Annotated in this window: 14 protein-coding genes; 9 read left to right on the forward strand and 5 right to left on the reverse strand. The window is 72.6% G+C overall.

Annotated elements, in window-relative coordinates:
* Positions 1-8: 8 nt before the first annotated feature.
* Together AB0J69_RS02485 and scpA are read left to right on the forward strand one after the other, a co-directional pair.
* Positions 9-1880: a methylmalonyl-CoA mutase subunit beta gene (locus AB0J69_RS02485; protein WP_364112014.1), complete on the forward strand. Its 1872-nt coding sequence runs from the start codon at positions 9-11 to the stop codon at positions 1878-1880.
* On the forward strand, positions 1877-4033 hold the full coding sequence (gene scpA / locus AB0J69_RS02490; RefSeq protein ID WP_364112016.1) for a methylmalonyl-CoA mutase: 2157 nt from the start codon (positions 1877-1879) through the stop codon (positions 4031-4033). Before AB0J69_RS02485 ends, scpA begins: the two co-directional genes overlap by 4 nt.
* Here scpA and AB0J69_RS02495 read toward each other — a convergent pair.
* A complete protein-coding gene (locus AB0J69_RS02495) occupies positions 4027-6330 on the reverse strand; it encodes a protein kinase (protein ID WP_364112018.1) in 2304 nt (767 codons plus the stop codon). The genes scpA and AB0J69_RS02495 overlap by 7 nt on opposite strands.
* A gap of 111 nt (positions 6331-6441) precedes the next feature.
* On the opposite strand from AB0J69_RS02495, the gene meaB reads away from it, so the two are divergent.
* The 5 genes from meaB (at position 6442) to AB0J69_RS02520 (ending at position 12559) form a co-directional block, all read left to right on the forward strand.
* Positions 6442-7401, forward strand: a complete 960-nt coding sequence (meaB, locus tag AB0J69_RS02500) for a methylmalonyl Co-A mutase-associated GTPase MeaB (protein ID WP_364112020.1) — start codon at positions 6442-6444, stop codon at positions 7399-7401.
* A gap of 181 nt (positions 7402-7582) precedes the next feature.
* Positions 7583-9862 carry a CehA/McbA family metallohydrolase gene (locus tag AB0J69_RS02505; protein WP_364112022.1) on the forward strand — a complete coding sequence of 760 codons (2280 nt, stop codon included), beginning with the start codon at positions 7583-7585 and terminating at the stop codon, positions 9860-9862.
* A gap of 5 nt (positions 9863-9867) precedes the next feature.
* Positions 9868-10815, forward strand: coding sequence for an acyltransferase domain-containing protein (locus AB0J69_RS02510; protein WP_364112024.1), 948 nt, complete (start codon positions 9868-9870; stop codon positions 10813-10815).
* A gap of 47 nt (positions 10816-10862) precedes the next feature.
* A complete protein-coding gene (locus AB0J69_RS02515; RefSeq protein ID WP_364112026.1) occupies positions 10863-11483 on the forward strand; it encodes a TetR/AcrR family transcriptional regulator in 621 nt (206 codons plus the stop codon).
* Positions 11480-12559: an acyltransferase family protein gene (locus AB0J69_RS02520; RefSeq protein WP_364112028.1), complete on the forward strand. Its 1080-nt coding sequence runs from the start codon at positions 11480-11482 to the stop codon at positions 12557-12559. Before AB0J69_RS02515 ends, AB0J69_RS02520 begins: the two co-directional genes overlap by 4 nt.
* A gap of 121 nt (positions 12560-12680) precedes the next feature.
* Here AB0J69_RS02520 and AB0J69_RS02525 read toward each other — a convergent pair whose 3' ends face one another.
* Positions 12681-13079 (reverse strand): VOC family protein, encoded by a 399-nt coding sequence (locus AB0J69_RS02525; protein WP_364112030.1) that lies wholly within the window; start codon positions 13077-13079, stop codon positions 12681-12683.
* A gap of 94 nt (positions 13080-13173) precedes the next feature.
* Between AB0J69_RS02525 and AB0J69_RS02530 the strand changes: the two genes are divergently transcribed.
* Complete coding sequence (locus AB0J69_RS02530) at positions 13174-14163, forward strand: YafY family protein (RefSeq protein ID WP_364112032.1); 990 nt, start codon at positions 13174-13176, stop codon at positions 14161-14163.
* 32 nt (positions 14164-14195) lie between these two features.
* Here the strand turns inward: AB0J69_RS02530 and AB0J69_RS02535 are convergent, their stop codons facing one another.
* From AB0J69_RS02535 to AB0J69_RS02545, 3 genes are all read right to left on the reverse strand, one after another.
* Positions 14196-14567, reverse strand: coding sequence for a thioesterase family protein (locus AB0J69_RS02535; RefSeq protein WP_364112034.1), 372 nt, complete (start codon positions 14565-14567; stop codon positions 14196-14198).
* Between the two features lie 16 nt (positions 14568-14583).
* Positions 14584-16350, reverse strand: coding sequence for a long-chain fatty acid--CoA ligase (locus tag AB0J69_RS02540; protein WP_364112036.1), 1767 nt, complete (start codon positions 16348-16350; stop codon positions 14584-14586).
* A gap of 147 nt (positions 16351-16497) precedes the next feature.
* On the reverse strand, positions 16498-16671 hold the full coding sequence (locus tag AB0J69_RS02545; RefSeq protein WP_364112038.1) for a hypothetical protein: 174 nt from the start codon (positions 16669-16671) through the stop codon (positions 16498-16500).
* Positions 16672-16696: 25 nt separating this feature from the next.
* Here AB0J69_RS02545 and AB0J69_RS02550 point away from each other — a divergent pair, with 25 nt between their 5' ends.
* Positions 16697-17218, forward strand: a complete 522-nt coding sequence (locus tag AB0J69_RS02550; RefSeq protein ID WP_364112040.1) for a CGNR zinc finger domain-containing protein — start codon at positions 16697-16699, stop codon at positions 17216-17218.
* Positions 17219-17301: the final 83 nt, after the last annotated feature.

The following is a 17301-nucleotide window of genomic DNA, read 5'->3' on the forward strand; positions in this document are numbered from 1 at the left end:
TCCGAACCATGGAACTGGCAGCGGGGTTCGCGTCCATGTCCCGAGACGGCTGGCGAGCGCTGGCGGTCGAGGTCCTGCGCAAGTCCGGGGTCGAGACCGGGTCGCCGGAGGAGGCGCTGTCCAGGACGACGTACGACGGGGTGACGGTCGCGCCGCTCTACGACGCGGACGACCTGCCGGGCGACCCCGGGCTGCCCGGCGCGGCCCCTTACCTGCGCGGCTCCCGGCCCCTCGCTGATCGGGCCGCCGATCGGGGCGCAGATCGGGCCGCCGGGTGGGACGTGCGGCAGCGGCACGCCGTGGCCGACCCCGAGGCCGTGCTGGCCGACCTGGAGAACGGCGTCACCTCGCTGTGGCTGGTCGTCGGCGACGGCGCGATCCCGGTGGGCTCGCTCGGCGCGGTGCTCAAGGACGTCTACCTCGACCTGGCGCCGGTCGTCCTGGAGACCGGGGACCTGGCGCGGGAGGCCGCCGACGCCCTGTTCGGCCTGGCCGCGGCCCGGGGCACCACGCTGAGCGGCAACCTGGGGGCCTCCGGGGCGCGCGGGCCGGACGGGGTCGAGCTGGCGCTGCGCTGCGCCGCCGAGTTCCCGGGGCTGCGGGCCGTCACCGTGGACGCGACGCCGTACCACGACGCGGGCGGCAGCGACGCCGAGGAGCTGGGCTGCTCGATCGCCCGGGGCGTCGCCGAGCTGCGGGCCCTCACCGCCGGCGGCCTCACCGCCGCGCAGGCGCTGGGGCAGATCGAGTTCCGGTACGCCGCCACCGCCGACCAGTTCGCCACCATCGCCAAGCTGCGGGCCGCGCGCCGCCTGTGGGCCAGGGTCGCGGAGGTCTGTGGCGCGCCCGAGGCAGGCGGGCAGCGGCAGCACGCCGTCACCAGCTCGGCCATGATGACCGCCCGCGACCCGTGGGTGAACATGCTGCGCACCACCCTGGCCTGCTTCGCCGCAGGGGTGGGCGGGGCGGAGGCGGTCACCGTGCAGCCGTTCGACGCCTGCCTCGGCCTGCCGGACGCCTTCTCCCGCCGCATCGCCCGCAACACGCAGTCGCTGCTGCTGGAGGAGTCGGGGCTCGGGCGCGTGATCGACCCGGCCGGCGGCTCCTGGTACGTCGAGCGCCGCACCGCCGACCTCGCCGAGGCTTCCTGGGCCTTCTTCCAGGAGATCGAGGCCGCCGGGGGGATCGCCGGGGCCGAAGCCCTGGTGTCCGCCCGCATCGCCGCCACCCGTGCCCGCCGCGACGACGACATCGCCCACCGCCGCTTCCCGATCACGGGCGTGAGCGAGTACCCGGACCTCGACGAGAAACCCCTCCGCCGCCCCTCCCCGGAGGCGACCTCCACCCCCGCGGCCGCCCGCCTCCCGGCGGAGGACTCAGCGGCGACCGGGGAGCGCGGCTCCTTCCGGCCCGCCGCGCACGGTGACGCCGAAGGGCCCGGTGGTGGGTTGCCGAAGGTGCGGTACGCCGAGCCGTACGAGCGGTTGCGGGATCTGGCCGACGCGCGGCCCGAGCGGCCCAAGGTGTTCCTCGCCACCATCGGCCCCCTGGCCGCGCACACCGCCCGGGCCGCGTTCGCCGCCAACCTGTTCCAGGCGGGCGGCCTGGCCACCGAGACCGCCGGGCCCGGCGCCGACCCCGAGCAGATCGCCACCGCCTTCGCCGTCAGCGGCGCCACCGTGGCCTGCCTGTGCTCCAGCGACAAGCTGTACGCCCAGCACGCCGCCGCCGTGGCCACCGCCCTGCGCAAGGCGGGCGCGCGCAAGGTGTGGCTGGCGGGGAAGGGGCAGTACGAGGGTGTGGACGCCAACCTCCACGCCGGTTGCGACGCGCTGGCCGTGCTCCGCGAGACCTTCGACGACCTGGAGGTGACCCGATGATCCCCGACTTCTCCGGCATCCCGCTCGGCCCCCTGCCCGATCAGCCGGCGCAGGCCCCGGAGGCGACGGAGTCCGGGGGTGAGGTGTGGCAGACCCCCGAGGGCATCGCGGTCAAGCCGCTCTACGCCGCCCCCGACCTGGAGGGCCTCGACTTCCTGCGCACCTACCCCGGTGCCGCCCCCTACCTGCGCGGCCCCTACCCCACCATGTACGTCAACCAGCCCTGGACCATCCGCCAGTACGCGGGCTTCTCCACGGCTGAAGACTCCAACGCCTTCTACCGGCGCAACCTCGCCGCCGGACAGAAGGGCCTGTCGGTGGCCTTCGACCTGGCCACCCACCGGGGCTACGACTCCGACCACCCCCGGGTGGCCGGTGACGTGGGCATGGCCGGGGTGGCGATCGACTCGATCTACGACATGCGGCAGCTGTTCGACGGCATCCCGCTCGACCGCATGTCCGTGTCCATGACCATGAACGGCGCCGTGCTGCCCGTCCTCGCCCTCTACATCGTGGCGGCCGAGGAGCAGGGCGTGCCGCCGGAGCAGCTCGCCGGGACCATCCAGAACGACATCCTCAAGGAGTTCATGGTCCGCAACACCTACATCTATCCCCCGGCGCCGTCCATGCGGATCATTTCGGATATCTTCGCTTATACCAGCGAGAAGATGCCGAAATTCAACTCCATCAGCATTTCCGGCTACCACATTCAGGAAGCCGGCGCCACGCTGGACCTGGAGCTGGCCTACACGCTCGCCGACGGGGTCGAATACCTGCGCGCCGGGGTCGGCGCGGGCATGGACGTCGACCGGTTCGCGCCGCGCCTGTCGTTCTTCTGGTGCATCGGCATGAACTTCTTCATGGAGGTCGCCAAGCTCCGCGCCGCCCGGCTGCTCTGGGCCAGGCTCGTGTCCGGATTCGGGGCCAGGAACCCGAAATCGCTGAGCCTCCGTACGCACAGCCAGACCTCGGGCTGGTCGCTCACCGCGCAGGACGTCTTCAACAACGTCGCCCGCACCTGCGTCGAGGCCATGGCCGCCACCCAGGGCCACACCCAGTCGCTGCACACCAACGCCCTCGACGAGGCCCTGGCCCTGCCCACCGACTTCTCCGCCCGCATCGCCCGCAACACCCAGCTCCTCCTCCAGCAGGAGTCCGGCACCACGCAGGTCATCGACCCCTGGGGCGGCTCCTACTACGTCGAGCGCCTCACCCACGACCTCGCCGAGCGCGCCTGGGCCCACATCCAGGAGGTCGAGGCCGCCGGAGGCATGGCCAAGGCCATCGAGGCCGGGCTGCCCAAGCTGCGCATCGAGGAGGCCGCGGCCCGTACCCAGGCCCGGATCGACTCCGGGCGCCAGCCGGTGATCGGCGTGAACAAGTACCGGGCGAGCGCCGACGAGACGATCGAGGTGCTCAAGGTCGACAACAGCGCCGTACGCGCCCAGCAGCTCGACAAGCTCGCCCGCCTCAGGGCCGAACGCGACGGCGAGACCGTCCGGCACGCCCTCGACGCGCTCACCAAGGCCGCCGGGCACCCGGCCCCCGGCCTGGAGCACAACCTGCTCAAGCTGGCCGTGGACGCCGCCCGCGCGAAGGCCACGGTGGGGGAGATCTCCGACGCGCTCGAGCGGGTGTTCGGCCGGCACGCCGAGCAGGTGCGTACCATCACTGGCGTGTACCGCGACGAGTCCGGTTCGGCCGCCGGCGTCGAACGCGTCCGCCTGGCCTGCGCCGACTTCGAGCGGGCCGAGGGCCGCCGGCCGCGCATCCTGGTCGCCAAGATGGGCCAGGACGGCCACGACCGCGGCCAGAAGGTGATCGCCACCGCCTTCGCCGACCTGGGCTTCGACGTGGACGTCGGCCCGCTGTTCCAGACGCCGGAGGAGGTCGCCAGGCAGGCGGTCGAGGCCGACGTGCACGTCGTGGGCGTCTCGTCGCTGGCGGCCGGGCACCTCACGCTGGTGCCGGCGCTGCGCGAGGCCCTGGCCGACCTCGACGCCGCCGACATCATGATCGTGGTGGGCGGCGTCATCCCGCCCGGCGATCACGACGAGCTGCGCGCCGCGGGCGCCGCCGCGATCTTCCCGCCCGGGACCGTGATCGCCGACGCCGCCCTCGACCTGCTGGAACAGCTCCGGAACCGTCAGTAGGTTCCCTGGTCGCACATCGTGACCGTGATCGTCCGCTGCACGGCGACGGGCGAGGTGATCCGCAGCGTGACGCTGTGGGTGCCGCCCGTGCTCGTGAGCGTGCGCGGAGAGGTGAGGTAGCGGCGGCCGTTCTCGGAGATGACCGCCGACGAACGGCCCGCGGCGGCGCCGTCGATGACCCAGGTGTAGCTGAAGTTCACCGGGCTGCCCGTACGCCGGACGAGCGCCTGGAGCGTCACCTCGCCGCCGGCCCAGCACTCGCCGTTCCTGGTGCCGCCGGGCCGTACGTAGACGAGCATGAGGCGGTCGGTGGCGGCGGCCGGGGTGGTGGCGACCGCCTGGCCGTCGTCGGGGACCGAGCTGGGGGTGCCCTCCGTCTGGGGGGTCGGCCTGGCGGTACGGGTCCGCCTGGGGGTCGGCGTGCCGGCGGCCGGGGAAGTGGGGTTGCCGGTGACGACGGCGACGGTCTTGGTCTTGGGGGTGGGCGTGGTGGGGGTGAGCCAGACGATGGCGCCGGCCAGCGCGCACACGGACACGCCGGAGACGCCCGCGATGATCACCGTCCTGACCCGCCGGCCCCACGACCGCCGGGTAGGCGCCTGCCCCGCGCCGCTCCCGACGTGGTGCTCCTGCCCGGGGCCGTTCCCGTCGTGCGCACCCGGGTGCTCCTGGCCGGCCCGGCCGAAGGACGCTCCGTCCGGGGGGAAGGCCGCTCCGTCCCGGGGGAAGGCCGCTTGGGCCACCGCCGTGGCCGTCACCGCCGTGGCTGCCCGCGCCTCCGTCCGGTCCGGCGATCCGGGAGCGGCGGCCTGGGGCTCGACGGGGGAGGAGAGGTCGAACAGCGCCTGGAGCGGCGAGGTGACCTGCCCGGCCCCCTCGGGCGCACCCGGCTCACCCGGCATCCGCTGCGCCATCGCCGCGTCGTGGTGGGAGCCGGGGTGGGCGGCGGGGTGGTCGTGCCGGCGTCGGTCCTGCCCCGCGCTGCGGTGGGCGGTGGTGTCGTCGTGCGGGTGCGCCGGGGTCGGGTCCGGGTGGGCGGCCGGGTGGGCGGCCGGGTGGTGGTGCGGCGCGGTGGTCCGCGACGGGGCCCGGTGCGGGTCGCCCGGAGCGGGGTGGGCTCCGGACCTGCCGTGGTGCGGGGCAGCGGAGGCCGGGTGCGCCGCCGACGTGTCCTGTGCCGGGCTCTGGTGCGTGGCCGGCGGCCGTCGGCGGGTGGCGGACTGGGCGGGGTCCTGGTGCGGGTCCCGCGTCCGGCGTGCCGGAGTGCCCTGACCCGTCCCGGGAGCCTGCGCGGTGCCGGAGGTGTGCGCGGTGCCGGAGGTGTTCGCGGTACCCGAGGTGTGCGCGGTGCCGGACGGGTGGGGGCGGGGGGCCGTGGGGGCGTGGCCGGGGGCCGTGGGCGAGGGGCGGCTCTGGGGCCTGTCCAGGGTGCGGTCCTGGGTGTCCCAGTCGGACTCGGGCGTGTCGGCGGCGGGCTGGTCCTGGGTCGGGGCCGCGTACGGGGAGGCGGACCGGCGGGCGGGGGCGGCCAGGCGCAGCAGGACATCGCGCATCGAGGGCCGGGCCGCCGGATCCTTGGCCAGGCAGGCGGGCACGATGTCGCGCAGCGGCCGTCCCAGCTCCCCGAGCCGCGGCTCCTCGTGCAAGATGCGGTTGATCACCGCGGGCAGCGCGTCGTCCCCGAAGGGCGGCACGCCGGTGGACGCGTACACGAGGACCGACGCCCACGCGAACACGTCGGCCGCGGCCCCCACCGGCTTCCCGGCGAGCTGCTCGGGCGCCATGTACGCCGGCGTCCCCACGATGTTGCTGGTCGCCTTCATGCCCGAGCTCAGCGCCGCGGCGATGCCGAAGTCGACGACCCGCGCCCCGTCCGGCCCCAGCAGGACGTTGGACGGCGTGAAGTCGCCGTGGACGACGCCGGCCTGGTGGATCGCGTCGAGCGCGGTCGCGGTCGCGACGGCGAGCCGCTGCAGCTCCGCCCCGCCGCGCCGGCCCGCCTGCTGCAACGAGGGCCCGTCCACGTACTCGGCCACGATGTACGGCCTGCCGCTGGTCGAGGCGTCGAGCACCTGCGCGAGGCAGAACGGCTCGACCTTGCGCGCGGCGGAGATCTCCTTGGCCAGGCGATCGCCCACGGCCAGCCCCTCGCGCAGCACCTTGACGGCGACCGGGGTTCCGTTGCGTGCCTGGCCGAGGTAGACGACACCGTGGCCGCCCGCACCGAGCCGCCCGACCAGCCGGTAGGGTCCCACCGCTGCCGGGTCGCCCTCGCGGAGGGGTTCGACGTTGGGCATGAGGGGAGTGACTCCTGTGACGGCTGAGATCAGAACTCCAGCACCCTACTGGCAAAAGTCAAGACTTGTCAGAAGTTAAGCTGATCATTGCGAAGAAAGGGGGCAAGTCGGGTGCACTCGCTGGAGGACTACGCCAACGGCGTCCGGGCCGGCTCCCGTACCTGGACCGCCCGCGCGATCACCCTGGTCGAGTCGACCAGGCCCGACCACATGGCGCTGGCGCAGCGGCTGCTCGTCGAGCTCACCCCGCTCACCGGGCACGCCCGCCGGGTCGGCATCTCCGGCGTTCCGGGCGTGGGGAAGTCCACGTTCATCGACGCGCTCGGCACGCTCCTGACCGGGCAGGGGCACAAGGTCGCCGTCCTGGCCGTGGACCCGTCCTCCACCAGGACGGGTGGCAGCATCCTCGGCGACAAGACCCGCATGGCCCGCCTGTCGGCCGATCCCGCCGCCTTCATCCGGCCCTCGCCGACCTCCGGCACCCTCGGCGGCGTCACCAAGGCGACCAGGGAGGCGATGGTCGTCGTGGAGGCGGCCGGGTTCGACGTGGTCCTGGTCGAGACCGTCGGCGTGGGCCAGTCGGAGACCTCGGTGGCCGACATGGTGGACACGTTCCTGCTGCTCACCCTGGCCCGCACCGGTGACCAGCTCCAGGGCATCAAGAAGGGCGTGCTGGAGCTGGCCGACGTCATCGCGGTCAACAAGGCCGACGGCGAGTACGAGCTGCCCGCCAGGAAGGCGGCCCGCGAGCTGTCGGGGGCGCTGCGCATGCTCCGCTCCGACACGGGCGCGCCGCCCGTACTGACCTGCAGCGGGCTCACCGGCGACGGGCTGGACAAGCTCTGGCGGCACGTGCTGGCCCACCAGGACTCTCTCGACCTGCCCGCCAAGCGCCGCCGCCAGCAGGTCCGCTGGACGTGGACGCTCGTGCAGGACCGGCTGCTGGCAGAGCTGCGCCACGACCCCGAGGTGGCGGCGATCACGGCGGAGGTGGAGCGCGAGGTGCTGGCGGGCGAGATCACGCCGTCCCTGGCGGCCGACCGCCTCCTGTCGGCGTTCAAACGCCCTTGATCTTTTCCGTCACATCCACGATGTGGCCTCATGAGGCCACATTTGGAGCAGCATCGGAAACCTCCGGGTGGAGATACCTCTCCCGAGGTTGAAATATCCATCCCTCCCCCGACGGAGCCGGGAGAAGGGGTTGCGTGATCCATGTCACGATGTCGCGCAACCAAGGTGGGGAGAGGCGCATATGGGTGCGGAATCGATGCTGCCCGGAAGGGTGACGGACGCGCTGGAGGAGTACGGCCGCCTCCTGGACGAGCACGGCATCACCTGGGGCGAGCCGGAGATCCACTACGTGAAGTTCATCGCCAGGCGCAGGGTGCTGCCGCCCGCGCTGTTCGACCGGTTCTGGCAGCTGGTGTTCCAGGCGGTCGCCGAGAGCCATCCCGACACCCCGCGCGACCAGCTCGCCGCCCGCCTGGACGAGCCCGACTACGACCGTGTGCTGCGCGACACCCTCGACGGCCGGTTGCCCGGACACCTCGTCGCCGTACGCGTCGGCTCCGGCGGCGCCACGCTCGAGGGGGAGCCGCGTACGATCCTGCTGCCCTCCCGGCCGCTGCGCCCGCTCAGGAGCGACGGGCTCCGGCGGCGCGGCACGGGGGGCACCGGCGGCACGGGCGGCGCAGGCGGCACGGGGTCGCGGTGGGCGAAGGAGGTGCCGTTCGTCGTGCGCGCGGGCGGGGCCCAGGCGGCGGAGCCGGGCGGGCCGGCCCTGCCGGCCGGCTGGAAGGAGGGGCTCACGCCCGGGACGCCGCTGCCGGGGCGCGGCGAGGAGCGGATCTCCCTGCTCATCGACTCCAGTCGCGACGAGCCCTGCGTGGTCGGCGTGGACGACACCCAGCGGGTGGTCGCCCCGCGCGGCGCCTGGCTGGTGGAGGTGGACCAGGACAGCATCGTCGTCGTGGACGGCGTCCGCATCCGCCTGGACAGCCTCCTGCGGCCCGTCCATTCGGCCAGGCTGCGCCTGGTGGCCGGGATGCCCTGCCGGTGGAGCGTGGTGGCCGCCGACGGCAGCGGCTGGTTCCCGGCCGACACCCCCAACCGCCACGACTACCACGGCCGGCCGTACTTCCACGGCGACGACCTCGTCGTGGAGGTCCCCTGCATGCCCGTGACGATCAGGGTGGCCAGGGGCATGGAGTACGACGAGGCCGAGCTGGGGATCACCCCCGACCCGGGCGGGGAACACCTGGTCGAGCTGGCCCCCGCCCGGCTCTACGACGCGGCCGCCCGCGGCTGGTACGGCGGCGACCTGCACGTCCACCTCAACTGGGCCGGCGACCTGGTGGCCGTGCCCGCCGACGCGGCTGCCGCCCAGCACGGCGAGGACCTGCACGTGCTCAACCTGCTGGCCGCCAACGTCTCGGGCCGGCGGGTGTACGACCGGGAGGCGCTGGAGCACTGGACGGGCGAGGACCTGCCCTGGTCCGACGGCACGCACGTGGCCAGGATGGGCGTCGAGTACCGCAACGACCTGCTCGGCCACATCTACGCCTTCGCGCCGCGCTCGGCCCCCGGCCGCTACCACACCGGGTTCGACGGCGACGCCGACTGGCCGCCCAACGCCGACGGGCTGCGCGAGCTGCGCGGGCTCGGCGCGCTCGTGGGCTACAGCCACCCCTTTCGCACCCCGATCGGCGAGGGCGACCCGCCCAAGGGGGTCGTCTCGCCGGTGCCGCGCAACTGCGCCGCCCGCGAGCTGGTCGCCGACGCCGCGCTCGGGCTGGTGGACAGCCTCGACGTGCTCACCCACGCCTCGATCCCGGCGACGGCGGCGGTGTACCGGCGGCTGATCGGCGCGGGCAACCGGCTGGCGGTGACGGCGGGGACGGACGCGATGATCTCCTTCACCCGCTCCGACAACCAGTCGAACCCGCCCGGCTGGGCCCGCGTCTACGCCCGCGTCGAGGGGGAGCTGACGGCCAGGACGTTCGCGGCCGCCGTACGCGCGGGCCGCACGTTCGCCACCACCGGCCCCTGGCTGGAGCTGTCGGTGGACGGCCACGGCCCCGGCCACGTGCTGGCCGCCCGCAGGGGCGACCGCGTCAGCGTCACGGCCACCGCGATGGGCCCGGAGGTGGCGGCGGTGCGCATCCGCACCGCCGACGGCGTGCGGGCGGGCGCCGAGCGGCTGCCGGCCGACGACCGGCGGGGCGAGGAGCAGCTGACCGTGACGGCCGAGCTCCGCGTGGACGGGCCCACGTACGTGGTCGCCGAGGTCCTGTGCGACCCGCATCCGCGTACGCTGACCGCCACGGGGTACGCCCTCACCAGCCCCGTCTATGTCGACGTGGACGGCAGGCAGGTCGCCAGACGGGAGGACGTGCTGTGGTGCCTGGAATGGCTGGATCTGCTGGAGGACCTGATCAGGCAGCACGGCCGGCTGGCCAGCCCTTACCAGTTCGGCGACCACGTGTCCCTGCTGCAGCAGGCCAGGACGATCTACCAGGCGCGGCTCGGCTGACGCCGGTGGACGTCAAGGCCCTGCTGCGCGCCCACCCCGGCTGGCTGGAGCACCTGGAGTCGCTCGGCGGCGTCGACATCGCCCTCCCCGACGACCTCCCCACCGAGCTGCTGCGGCTCACGGTGCCGCACGAGGACGTCAACGCGGTCCTCGCGGCCCGCCCCGAGCCGGGCAGCGGGCAGTGGTGGCTGGCCGAGCGGTGCGTGCACTCGCTGGTGTCCACGATGGGCCGCCCGGACGACGACCCGCCCCGGTTCCCGCCGCTGCCGGAGCTGGGTCCGTACTTCTACGTGTACGTCTTCCTCGCCGCTCTGCCGCACACCCGGGCCTACCACCGGCGGCTGGGCATCCCCGAGGAGGTTTCCTGGGCCACGCTCGCCGACCTGGGGCGCAACATGGCGGTGCACCGCAAGCGCCACGGGAGCGGCGGCCTGAACGCGCCCGCCTGGTTCACACTGCACGCCAGGGGCCTCCTGTACGCGCTGGGCAGGCTCCAGTTCAACCGCGAGGCCCTGGACCCGGAGACCGCCGCCGGCATCCGGGCCGCCGGCCGGCCGGCGGAGCCGGGCGCCCACTCGCTCGGGGTGCACATCCCCGACTTCCACGGCCCGCTGACGCCCGAGGCGTGCGACGCGTCCTTCGAGCGGGCCCGCGCGTTCTTCCCCCGGCACTTCCCCGGCGAGGAGCCCCAGGTCATGACGTGCGGGTCGTGGCTGCTGGACGACCAGCTCGCCGGCTACCTGCCCGCCGCCTCCAACATCATCGCCTTCCAGCGCCGCTTCCACCTGCTGGGACGCTTCGACGGGGGCGACACGCTGGGGTTCGTGTTCGGCGGCGAGGCGGTCACGGCACCGGAGGAGCTGCCCCGGCGCACGCGGCTGGAGCGGGCCCTCGCCGACCACCTGGCGGCCGGCGGCACCTGGTACGGCCGCATCGGCTGGCTGCCCTTCTGACACCCCGGAGGCACGCGATTCCAGGCCGCATGTGCTAAATTTTGGCCATGCGGTCAGAAAATGAGCCGGGTGGCCAGAAGGCGCGCTCGTTCATCGAGGAGGCCCGGCGGGCCCAGATCGTGGCCTCCGCCATCGAGGTCATCGCCGAGGTCGGGTTCGCCCAGGCGTCGCTGGCGCGGATCGCCAAGCACGCGGGCATCAGCAAAGGCGTCATCTCCTATCACTTCGCCGGCAAGGAGGAGCTGATGGAGGAGGTCGTCAACCGCACCTACGGGGCCATCGCCGAGCACGTGCTGGCCGAGATGGAGGGCCTCACCACGGCCACCGAGCTGCTCAGGACGCACATCCTGTCGGTCGCCGAGCACATGCGCGGCAACCGCACCCAGCTCAGGGCGCTGGGGGAGATCTTCACCAACCTCAGGACCGCCGACGGGCAGCCCCGCTACGGGATCAAGGCGAACGAGGAGGTCTACCGGGCGGTGGAGCAGATCTACCGGCTCGGCCAGCGGAACGGGGAGTTCAGGGACTTCGACGTCCGCGTCATGGCCATCACCCAGTCCTCGGCCATCGACAACATGTTCGCCTACTGGGTCGCCTTCCCCGATCACGATCTGGACGCGCACGCCAGGGAACTCGCCGACCTCTTCGAAAGGGCATGCCGCGCATGACGGTGGAAACGAGCACCAGGACCAGGCTCCACGCGATCGACAACCTGCGGATCGTGCTGACCGCGTTAGTGGTGGCCCACCACGTCGCGATCACGTACGGGAACATCCCGCTGTGGTTCTACGTCGAGCCGGCCAAGGATCCCTCGGGGCTCCTGCTCGACGTCCTGGCCATGTTCAACCAGGCGTTCTTCATGGGGTTCTTCTTCCTCATCTCCGGCTTCTTCACCCCCGGTTCCCACGACCGCAAGGGCACCCGCTCCTTCGTGCGCGACCGGCTGATCCGGCTGGGCATCCCGCTGCTCGTCTTCCTCGTGCTGCTGCGGCCGCTGGTCAACTTCGGCGGTCTGGCCGACCGGCCGGGCATGCCGTACTGGCAGTTCTACCTCGGCTCCTGGGACCCGGGGCCTATGTGGTTCGCCGAGGTGCTGATCGTGTTCGCGGTGGCGTACGCGGTGTGGCGGAGCCTGCGGCGGCCGATGGAGCAGCGCGTCGCCCCGCTGCGGTTCGCCTGGATCGCGGCCTTCGTGCTGGGGCTGGCGGCCGTCACGTTCCTGTGGCGGATCCCGGTGCCGACCGGCGCCTACGTGCCGGTGCTCGGGCTGCCCTCGCCGCAGTTCATGCCGCAGTACGCGAGCATGTTCGTGCTCGGGTGCGTGGCCTTCCGGCGCGGCTGGTTCGAGACGCTGCCCGCGCGGGCGGGCCGGCTCGGGCTGATCGCGGCCGGCGTGTCGAGCGCGGTGCTGCTGCCGCCGTCGTTCCTGACCACCGGGGCGGTGGCCGAGGCGCTGACGGCGCTTTGGGAGTCCGCCTTCGCGGTCAGCATGATCATCGGGCTGACGGTGCTGTTCAGGGAGCGGTTCGGCGGGCAGGGCCCGCGCGGCCGGTTCCTGTCCGAGCACGCCTTCACCGTCTACATCATCCATCCGCTCGTGCTCGTCGGCCTGGGCTGGGCGCTGCGGTGGCTGGAGGCCGTCGCCGTCGTCAAGTTCGCCGTCATGCTGGTCCTGGCGCTGCCGCTGTGCTGGTGGTCGGCCTACCTGGTGCGTTCCCTACCCGGCGCCAAGCGGGTGTTGTGAGCGGGCGCCAGGTGTGGTTACTCAGGACGTTGGCTCCACCGCGTCCTCGAAGGTGAGCTGCTGCGGGATCGTGAGGACGCGGCGGAGGCTCCGGTGCCCCGATCGTGGAATGTGCGTGGCGTCAGCGTGCGAACTTCTCGATGGCCTCCGGGGTGACGGGGGTGAAGAAGTTGACGAGGTTGCCGTCGGGGTCGCGGAACAACAGCGACCGGTTGCCCCAGGGCATCGTGGTGGGCTCGGTGACGAAGTCGGTGACGAAGCCGGTCAGCTTCTGGTGAACGCGGTCCACGTCGTCGACGAGGAACTCGGTGATCACGCTGTGGTTGTCCGCCGGGCGGGCAGAGCCCGGGGCGAACAGCGGGACGGTGCGGGTGCCGGCGATCGCGAGGGTGGCGCCCGAGGTCTTGAGTTCGGCGAAGTCTTCGGTCGCCCACGTCGCCCGCGCCCCTGTGGCTCGCTCGTAGAACTCGACGAGGCGTGCGACGTCGCTGGTGATGATGCGGATCGAGACGAAGTCCATGGGAATCTCCTTGGCCGTGCTGGAGGCGTGTACGTCGCAGGCTAGGGGAAATAGTGGACAGAATCGGTCCTGTATTCGGCGTTAGGCTGCGTACATGCCACGACCCACCGGCCGCGTGCTGACACTCCTGGAGCTGCTGCAGTCGGGCGGCACCCGGACTGTGGCCGAGCTCGCCGACCGTCTCGGCGTCGAAGGGCGCACTGTGCGGCGGTATGTGGACCAGCTGATCGACCTGGACGTGCCCGTGGAGTCGGTACGCGGCCGCTACGGCGGGTACCGGCTGGCTCCCGGGTACCGTCTGCCTCCGCTCATGCTCAGCGACGACGAGGCGCTGGCCGTGCTGCTCGGCCTGGTCGCCGGCCGCCGGGCAGGGCTGACGACGACGGAGCGCACGGCAAACGAGACGGCGTCAGCGAAGATCCGGCGGGTGCTGCCCCAGCACATCGCCCGCCGGCTCGACGCACTCCTGGAAGCTCTCGCCTTCACGGATCAGCCCGGCGAGCTGGACCACCCGGACGCCGGGCTCCTGCTCACCATCGCCGATGCGGTGCGCCACCGCCGACCGGTCTCGATCCGCTACACCGGCCGCGACGGACGGCGCAGCGAACGCACACTGCACGCGTACGGGATCGTCGCCCATGCGGGCCGGTGGTACGTGACGGGCAAGGACGCCCAGGCCGGCGAGGACCGAACCTTCCGGCTCGATCGCATCGCAGACGCGAGGGCCCTGCCCGGCTCATTCGAAGCGCCCGTGGGTCCCGGTCCGGCGCAGCGCGTGTTGTCAGGATTCGCCACGGCCGAGTACCGACATGAGGTGACCTTGCGGATCCACGGGACAGTTGAGCAGATCCGCGCGCACCTCCCCGCCAGCGTCGCGAGCCTGGAGGAGCACGAGCCCGCGGCCGGCCAGGACCCGGCGGCCGAGCGCTGGCAGCGCGTCGAGCTGCGGGCGCAGCAGCTCGACTGGTTGCCTCGGATACTCGCCTCACTCGACCGGCCGTTCGTCATCGAGCGCCCCGACGAACTACGCGAGCTCGTCATCGCGCTCGCCGATCGCCTCACGTCCTATGCCCGCCAGGCCTGACAGCGAGGAACCGATGTCATGAGACGGCACAGCTAGGCGGGTGCCGTGAGCAGAGCGGGCAGGGGAGCGGGGCGGCCGTCGCGCACGCACACGTACGCGATCGTGCCGACGGCCACCAGCTCGTCCCCGCGCCGCATCGTGAACCGCATGGTGATCGACGTGGTCCCGACCCTGGCCGGCGCGCTCTCCACCGCCAGCACGTCTCCGAGCCGGGCGGGCGCGTGGTGCTCGCAGCCGCTGGCCTTGACCACCAGGTCGACGCCCTCCCGCCGGAGCCGCTCGTAGCCGCCCCGGCCGCCGAGCCAGTCGAGGAAGGCGTCCTCGAAGTACTCGTAGTAGCGGGTCGCGTGCATCATGGCCTGGGCGTCGCAGTGCCGTGGCCGCACCGGCAGGTGGGAGATCATCCGGGACCCCGCGCGGTCAGGCGTAGAAGGAGTCGAGGGTCTCGCCGTGGCGCTCCTCGACGGCCTTGCGCTTGATCTTGAGGCTGGGCGTCAGCTCGCCCGTCTCCACCGTGAAGTCCTCGGCCAGGATCTCGAACTTCTTGACCGTGGCGTAGCTGGCCTGGTCCGCGTTGACCTGGTTGATCGCCTTCTCGACCTCCTCGCGCATGCGCGGGTGCCGGCGCAGCTCCTCCGGGTCGGTGGGCAGCGACTCCGACGCCGCCCACGGCCCGGCCACGTCCATGTCGAGCGTGATCAGCGCCGTGACGTAGTTGCGCCGGTCGCCGTGCACGAACACGTGCGACACGTACGGGCAGGCGGCCTTGATCCGGCCCTCCAGGTAGGTGGGCGCGACGTACTTGCCGCCCGAGGTCTTGATCAGCTCCTTCTTGCGGTCGGTGATGCGCAGCCGGCCGGCGTCGTCCAGCTCGCCGATGTCTCCGGTGTGCAGCCAGCCGTCCTCCAGCGCCTCGGCCGTCTCCGCCGGCAGCCCGTGGTAGCCGCGCATGACGCCGCGCCCGCCGATGAGGATCTCGCCGTCCTCGGCGATGCGGACCGCGGTGCCCGGCAGCGGCGGGCCCACGGTGCCGAACCGCACCGACTCCGGCCGGTTGAAGAAGCTGCCCGCCGACGACTCCGTCAGGCCGTACCCCTCGAGGATCGTCAGCCCGGCGGCGTCGAAGAACTCGGCGATGTCCTGCGACAGCGGGGCGGCTCCGGAGATGAAGAAGCGGATCCGGCCGCCGAACCGCTCGCGCAGCTTGGCGAAGACGAGGCGGTCGGCCAGCGCGTACTCGGCGCGGGTGGTGACCGGGACCTCGGAGCCGCGCTGGCGGGCGCGCACGACCCGGCTGCCGGTCTGCCGCGCCCAGTTGAAGATGCGCAGCTTGAGCCCGCCGTCGCGGCGCACGTTCGCCGTGACCGTGTTGTGGATCTTCTCGAAGATGCGCGGCGCGGCGGCCATGATCGTCGGCCTCAGCACGCCGAGGTTGTCGGCGATCTTGTCGAGGCGGCCGTCGATCGCGGTGGGCACGCCGATGTCGATCATCACGACCTCCAGCAGCTTGCCGAACGAGTGCGACAGCGGCAGCCACAGGAAGTGCAGGTCGGCGGGAGAGATGAGGTCGAGCTCGCGGACGGCGCCGGCGGCGTAGAGCCAGTTGTCGTGGGTCAGCTCCACGCCCTTCGGCCGGCCCGTGGTGCCCGAGGTGTAGATGAGCGTGGCCAGGTCGTCCTGGGCGATGGCGTCCACCATCGCGTCGTAGTCGCCCGCGCCGGGGCCGCCGTCCTGGGCGAGGGAGCCGAGCGTGACCACCCAGCCGTCGTCGCCGGCCGAGCCGTCGATGACCACCACGCGGGTGACGTCGGGCAGCTCCTTCTGCACGGACCTGAGCTTGGCGACCTGCTCGTCGTTCTCGGCGATGACGATCGTGCTGCCGGAGTCGGTGATGACGAAGGCGGACTCGGCGGCCGTGTTGGACGGGTAGATCGTGGTCGTCGCCGCCCCGGTGGCCAGCACGGCCAGGTCGCAGAGGATCCATTCGAGGCGGGTGGAGCACAGGATCGACACGCGGGTGCCCGGCCCGGAGCCGAGCCCGGACAGGCCCAGGGCCAGCCCGCGCACTCGCTCGCCCACCTCCCGCCATGACAGCGAGGCCCACCCGTCGTCCGATGGCACACGGTATGCCTCGGCGTCGGGGGTCGCCGCGATCCGGTCGCGCAACAGGGAGGGAATGCTGGACATGCCTGACCTCCTGGGGGGTGTTGGCCCCGACTCTAGGACGTCAGCGCCGTCCCAGTCGATGACCCAGGAGATGTCCCAGCCGATGACCCAGCCGATGACCCAGGAGATGTCCCAGTAGATGTCCCAGTAGATGTCCCCGTAGATGACTCAGTCGATGCTCCCGGTCGATCGCGGCCCCGGCGTGGCGGTGCCGACCAGCCGCGCCGTGCGCACCTCCCACGCGCCGCACGTACACCGCAGGTACGACACGACGCCCTCTGAGGTGCGGTGCGAGGACACGACGGTCATGGCGAACGGATCGTGCAGGTCTCTGGAGTGCATGATTCCAACCTGATGTAATGGCCTTATGCATTTCAACGCTTACGGCGGCAACGGGGCGGCCCTCGCCGCGGCACTGGTCAACGCGACCGACTTCAGCCCCGCGGCGGTAGAGGCGATGCTGACCGAGCACCGCCTGCTCCGCACGGCCGTCACCCCCGCCCAGGCCGCGGAGCTGCGGGCGTGGGCGGCCCGGCTGGCCCCGGTGTTCGGGGAGCTCGACCAGGAGACCCAGATCAAGCTGGTCAACGACCTGCTCGACGTGACCGCGGCCAAGCCGTACGTCAGCGCCCACGACGGCCGCGAGCCCCACCTGCACTTCTTCTCCATCGACGCCGACATCGTCGCCAGGGCGAAGGACACCACCGCGGGCGGCCTGGCCATGGCGTTGTCGTTCGCCGGGGGCAGGCGGCTGGGGCGGTGCGACAGGGACGGGTGCGAGACGGTCTACGTCGACACCTCGCGCAACGGGCGCCGCCGGTTCTGCTCCCTGGCCTGCGCGAACAGGGTCAACGTGGCGGCGCACCGGTCCCGCGGCCTTGCCAGGTGAGCCGCGGGTCGCCTAAACTCTCGAACGTTCTATCGCCGAACCGTGGGGGCAGCTGACGTGAGGATCTGAGGTCGCGGGCACCG

The sequence above is a fragment of the Nonomuraea sp. NPDC049709 genome (genome assembly GCF_040674815.1).
Taxonomy (GTDB): Bacteria; Actinomycetota; Actinomycetes; order Streptosporangiales; family Streptosporangiaceae; genus Nonomuraea.

Coding starts and splice junctions, on each gene's coding strand:
- AB0J69_RS02495 (WP_364112018.1), bottom strand. CDS start 6,330: ATGCCCAACGTCGAACCCCTCCGCGAGGGCGACCCGGCAGCGGTGGGA.
- AB0J69_RS02540 (WP_364112036.1), bottom strand. CDS start 16,350: ATGTCCAGCATTCCCTCCCTGTTGCGCGACCGGATCGCGGCGACCCCC.
- AB0J69_RS02485 (WP_364112014.1), top strand. CDS start 9: ATGGAACTGGCAGCGGGGTTCGCGTCCATGTCCCGAGACGGCTGGCGA.
- AB0J69_RS02545 (WP_364112038.1), bottom strand. CDS start 16,671: ATGCACTCCAGAGACCTGCACGATCCGTTCGCCATGACCGTCGTGTCC.
- AB0J69_RS02535 (WP_364112034.1), bottom strand. CDS start 14,567: ATGATCTCCCACCTGCCGGTGCGGCCACGGCACTGCGACGCCCAGGCC.
- AB0J69_RS02525 (WP_364112030.1), bottom strand. CDS start 13,079: ATGGACTTCGTCTCGATCCGCATCATCACCAGCGACGTCGCACGCCTC.
- scpA (WP_364112016.1), top strand. CDS start 1,877: ATGATCCCCGACTTCTCCGGCATCCCGCTCGGCCCCCTGCCCGATCAG.
- AB0J69_RS02520 (WP_364112028.1), top strand. CDS start 11,480: ATGACGGTGGAAACGAGCACCAGGACCAGGCTCCACGCGATCGACAAC.
- AB0J69_RS02515 (WP_364112026.1), top strand. CDS start 10,863: ATGCGGTCAGAAAATGAGCCGGGTGGCCAGAAGGCGCGCTCGTTCATC.
- AB0J69_RS02505 (WP_364112022.1), top strand. CDS start 7,583: ATGGGTGCGGAATCGATGCTGCCCGGAAGGGTGACGGACGCGCTGGAG.
- AB0J69_RS02530 (WP_364112032.1), top strand. CDS start 13,174: ATGCCACGACCCACCGGCCGCGTGCTGACACTCCTGGAGCTGCTGCAG.
- AB0J69_RS02550 (WP_364112040.1), top strand. CDS start 16,697: ATGCATTTCAACGCTTACGGCGGCAACGGGGCGGCCCTCGCCGCGGCA.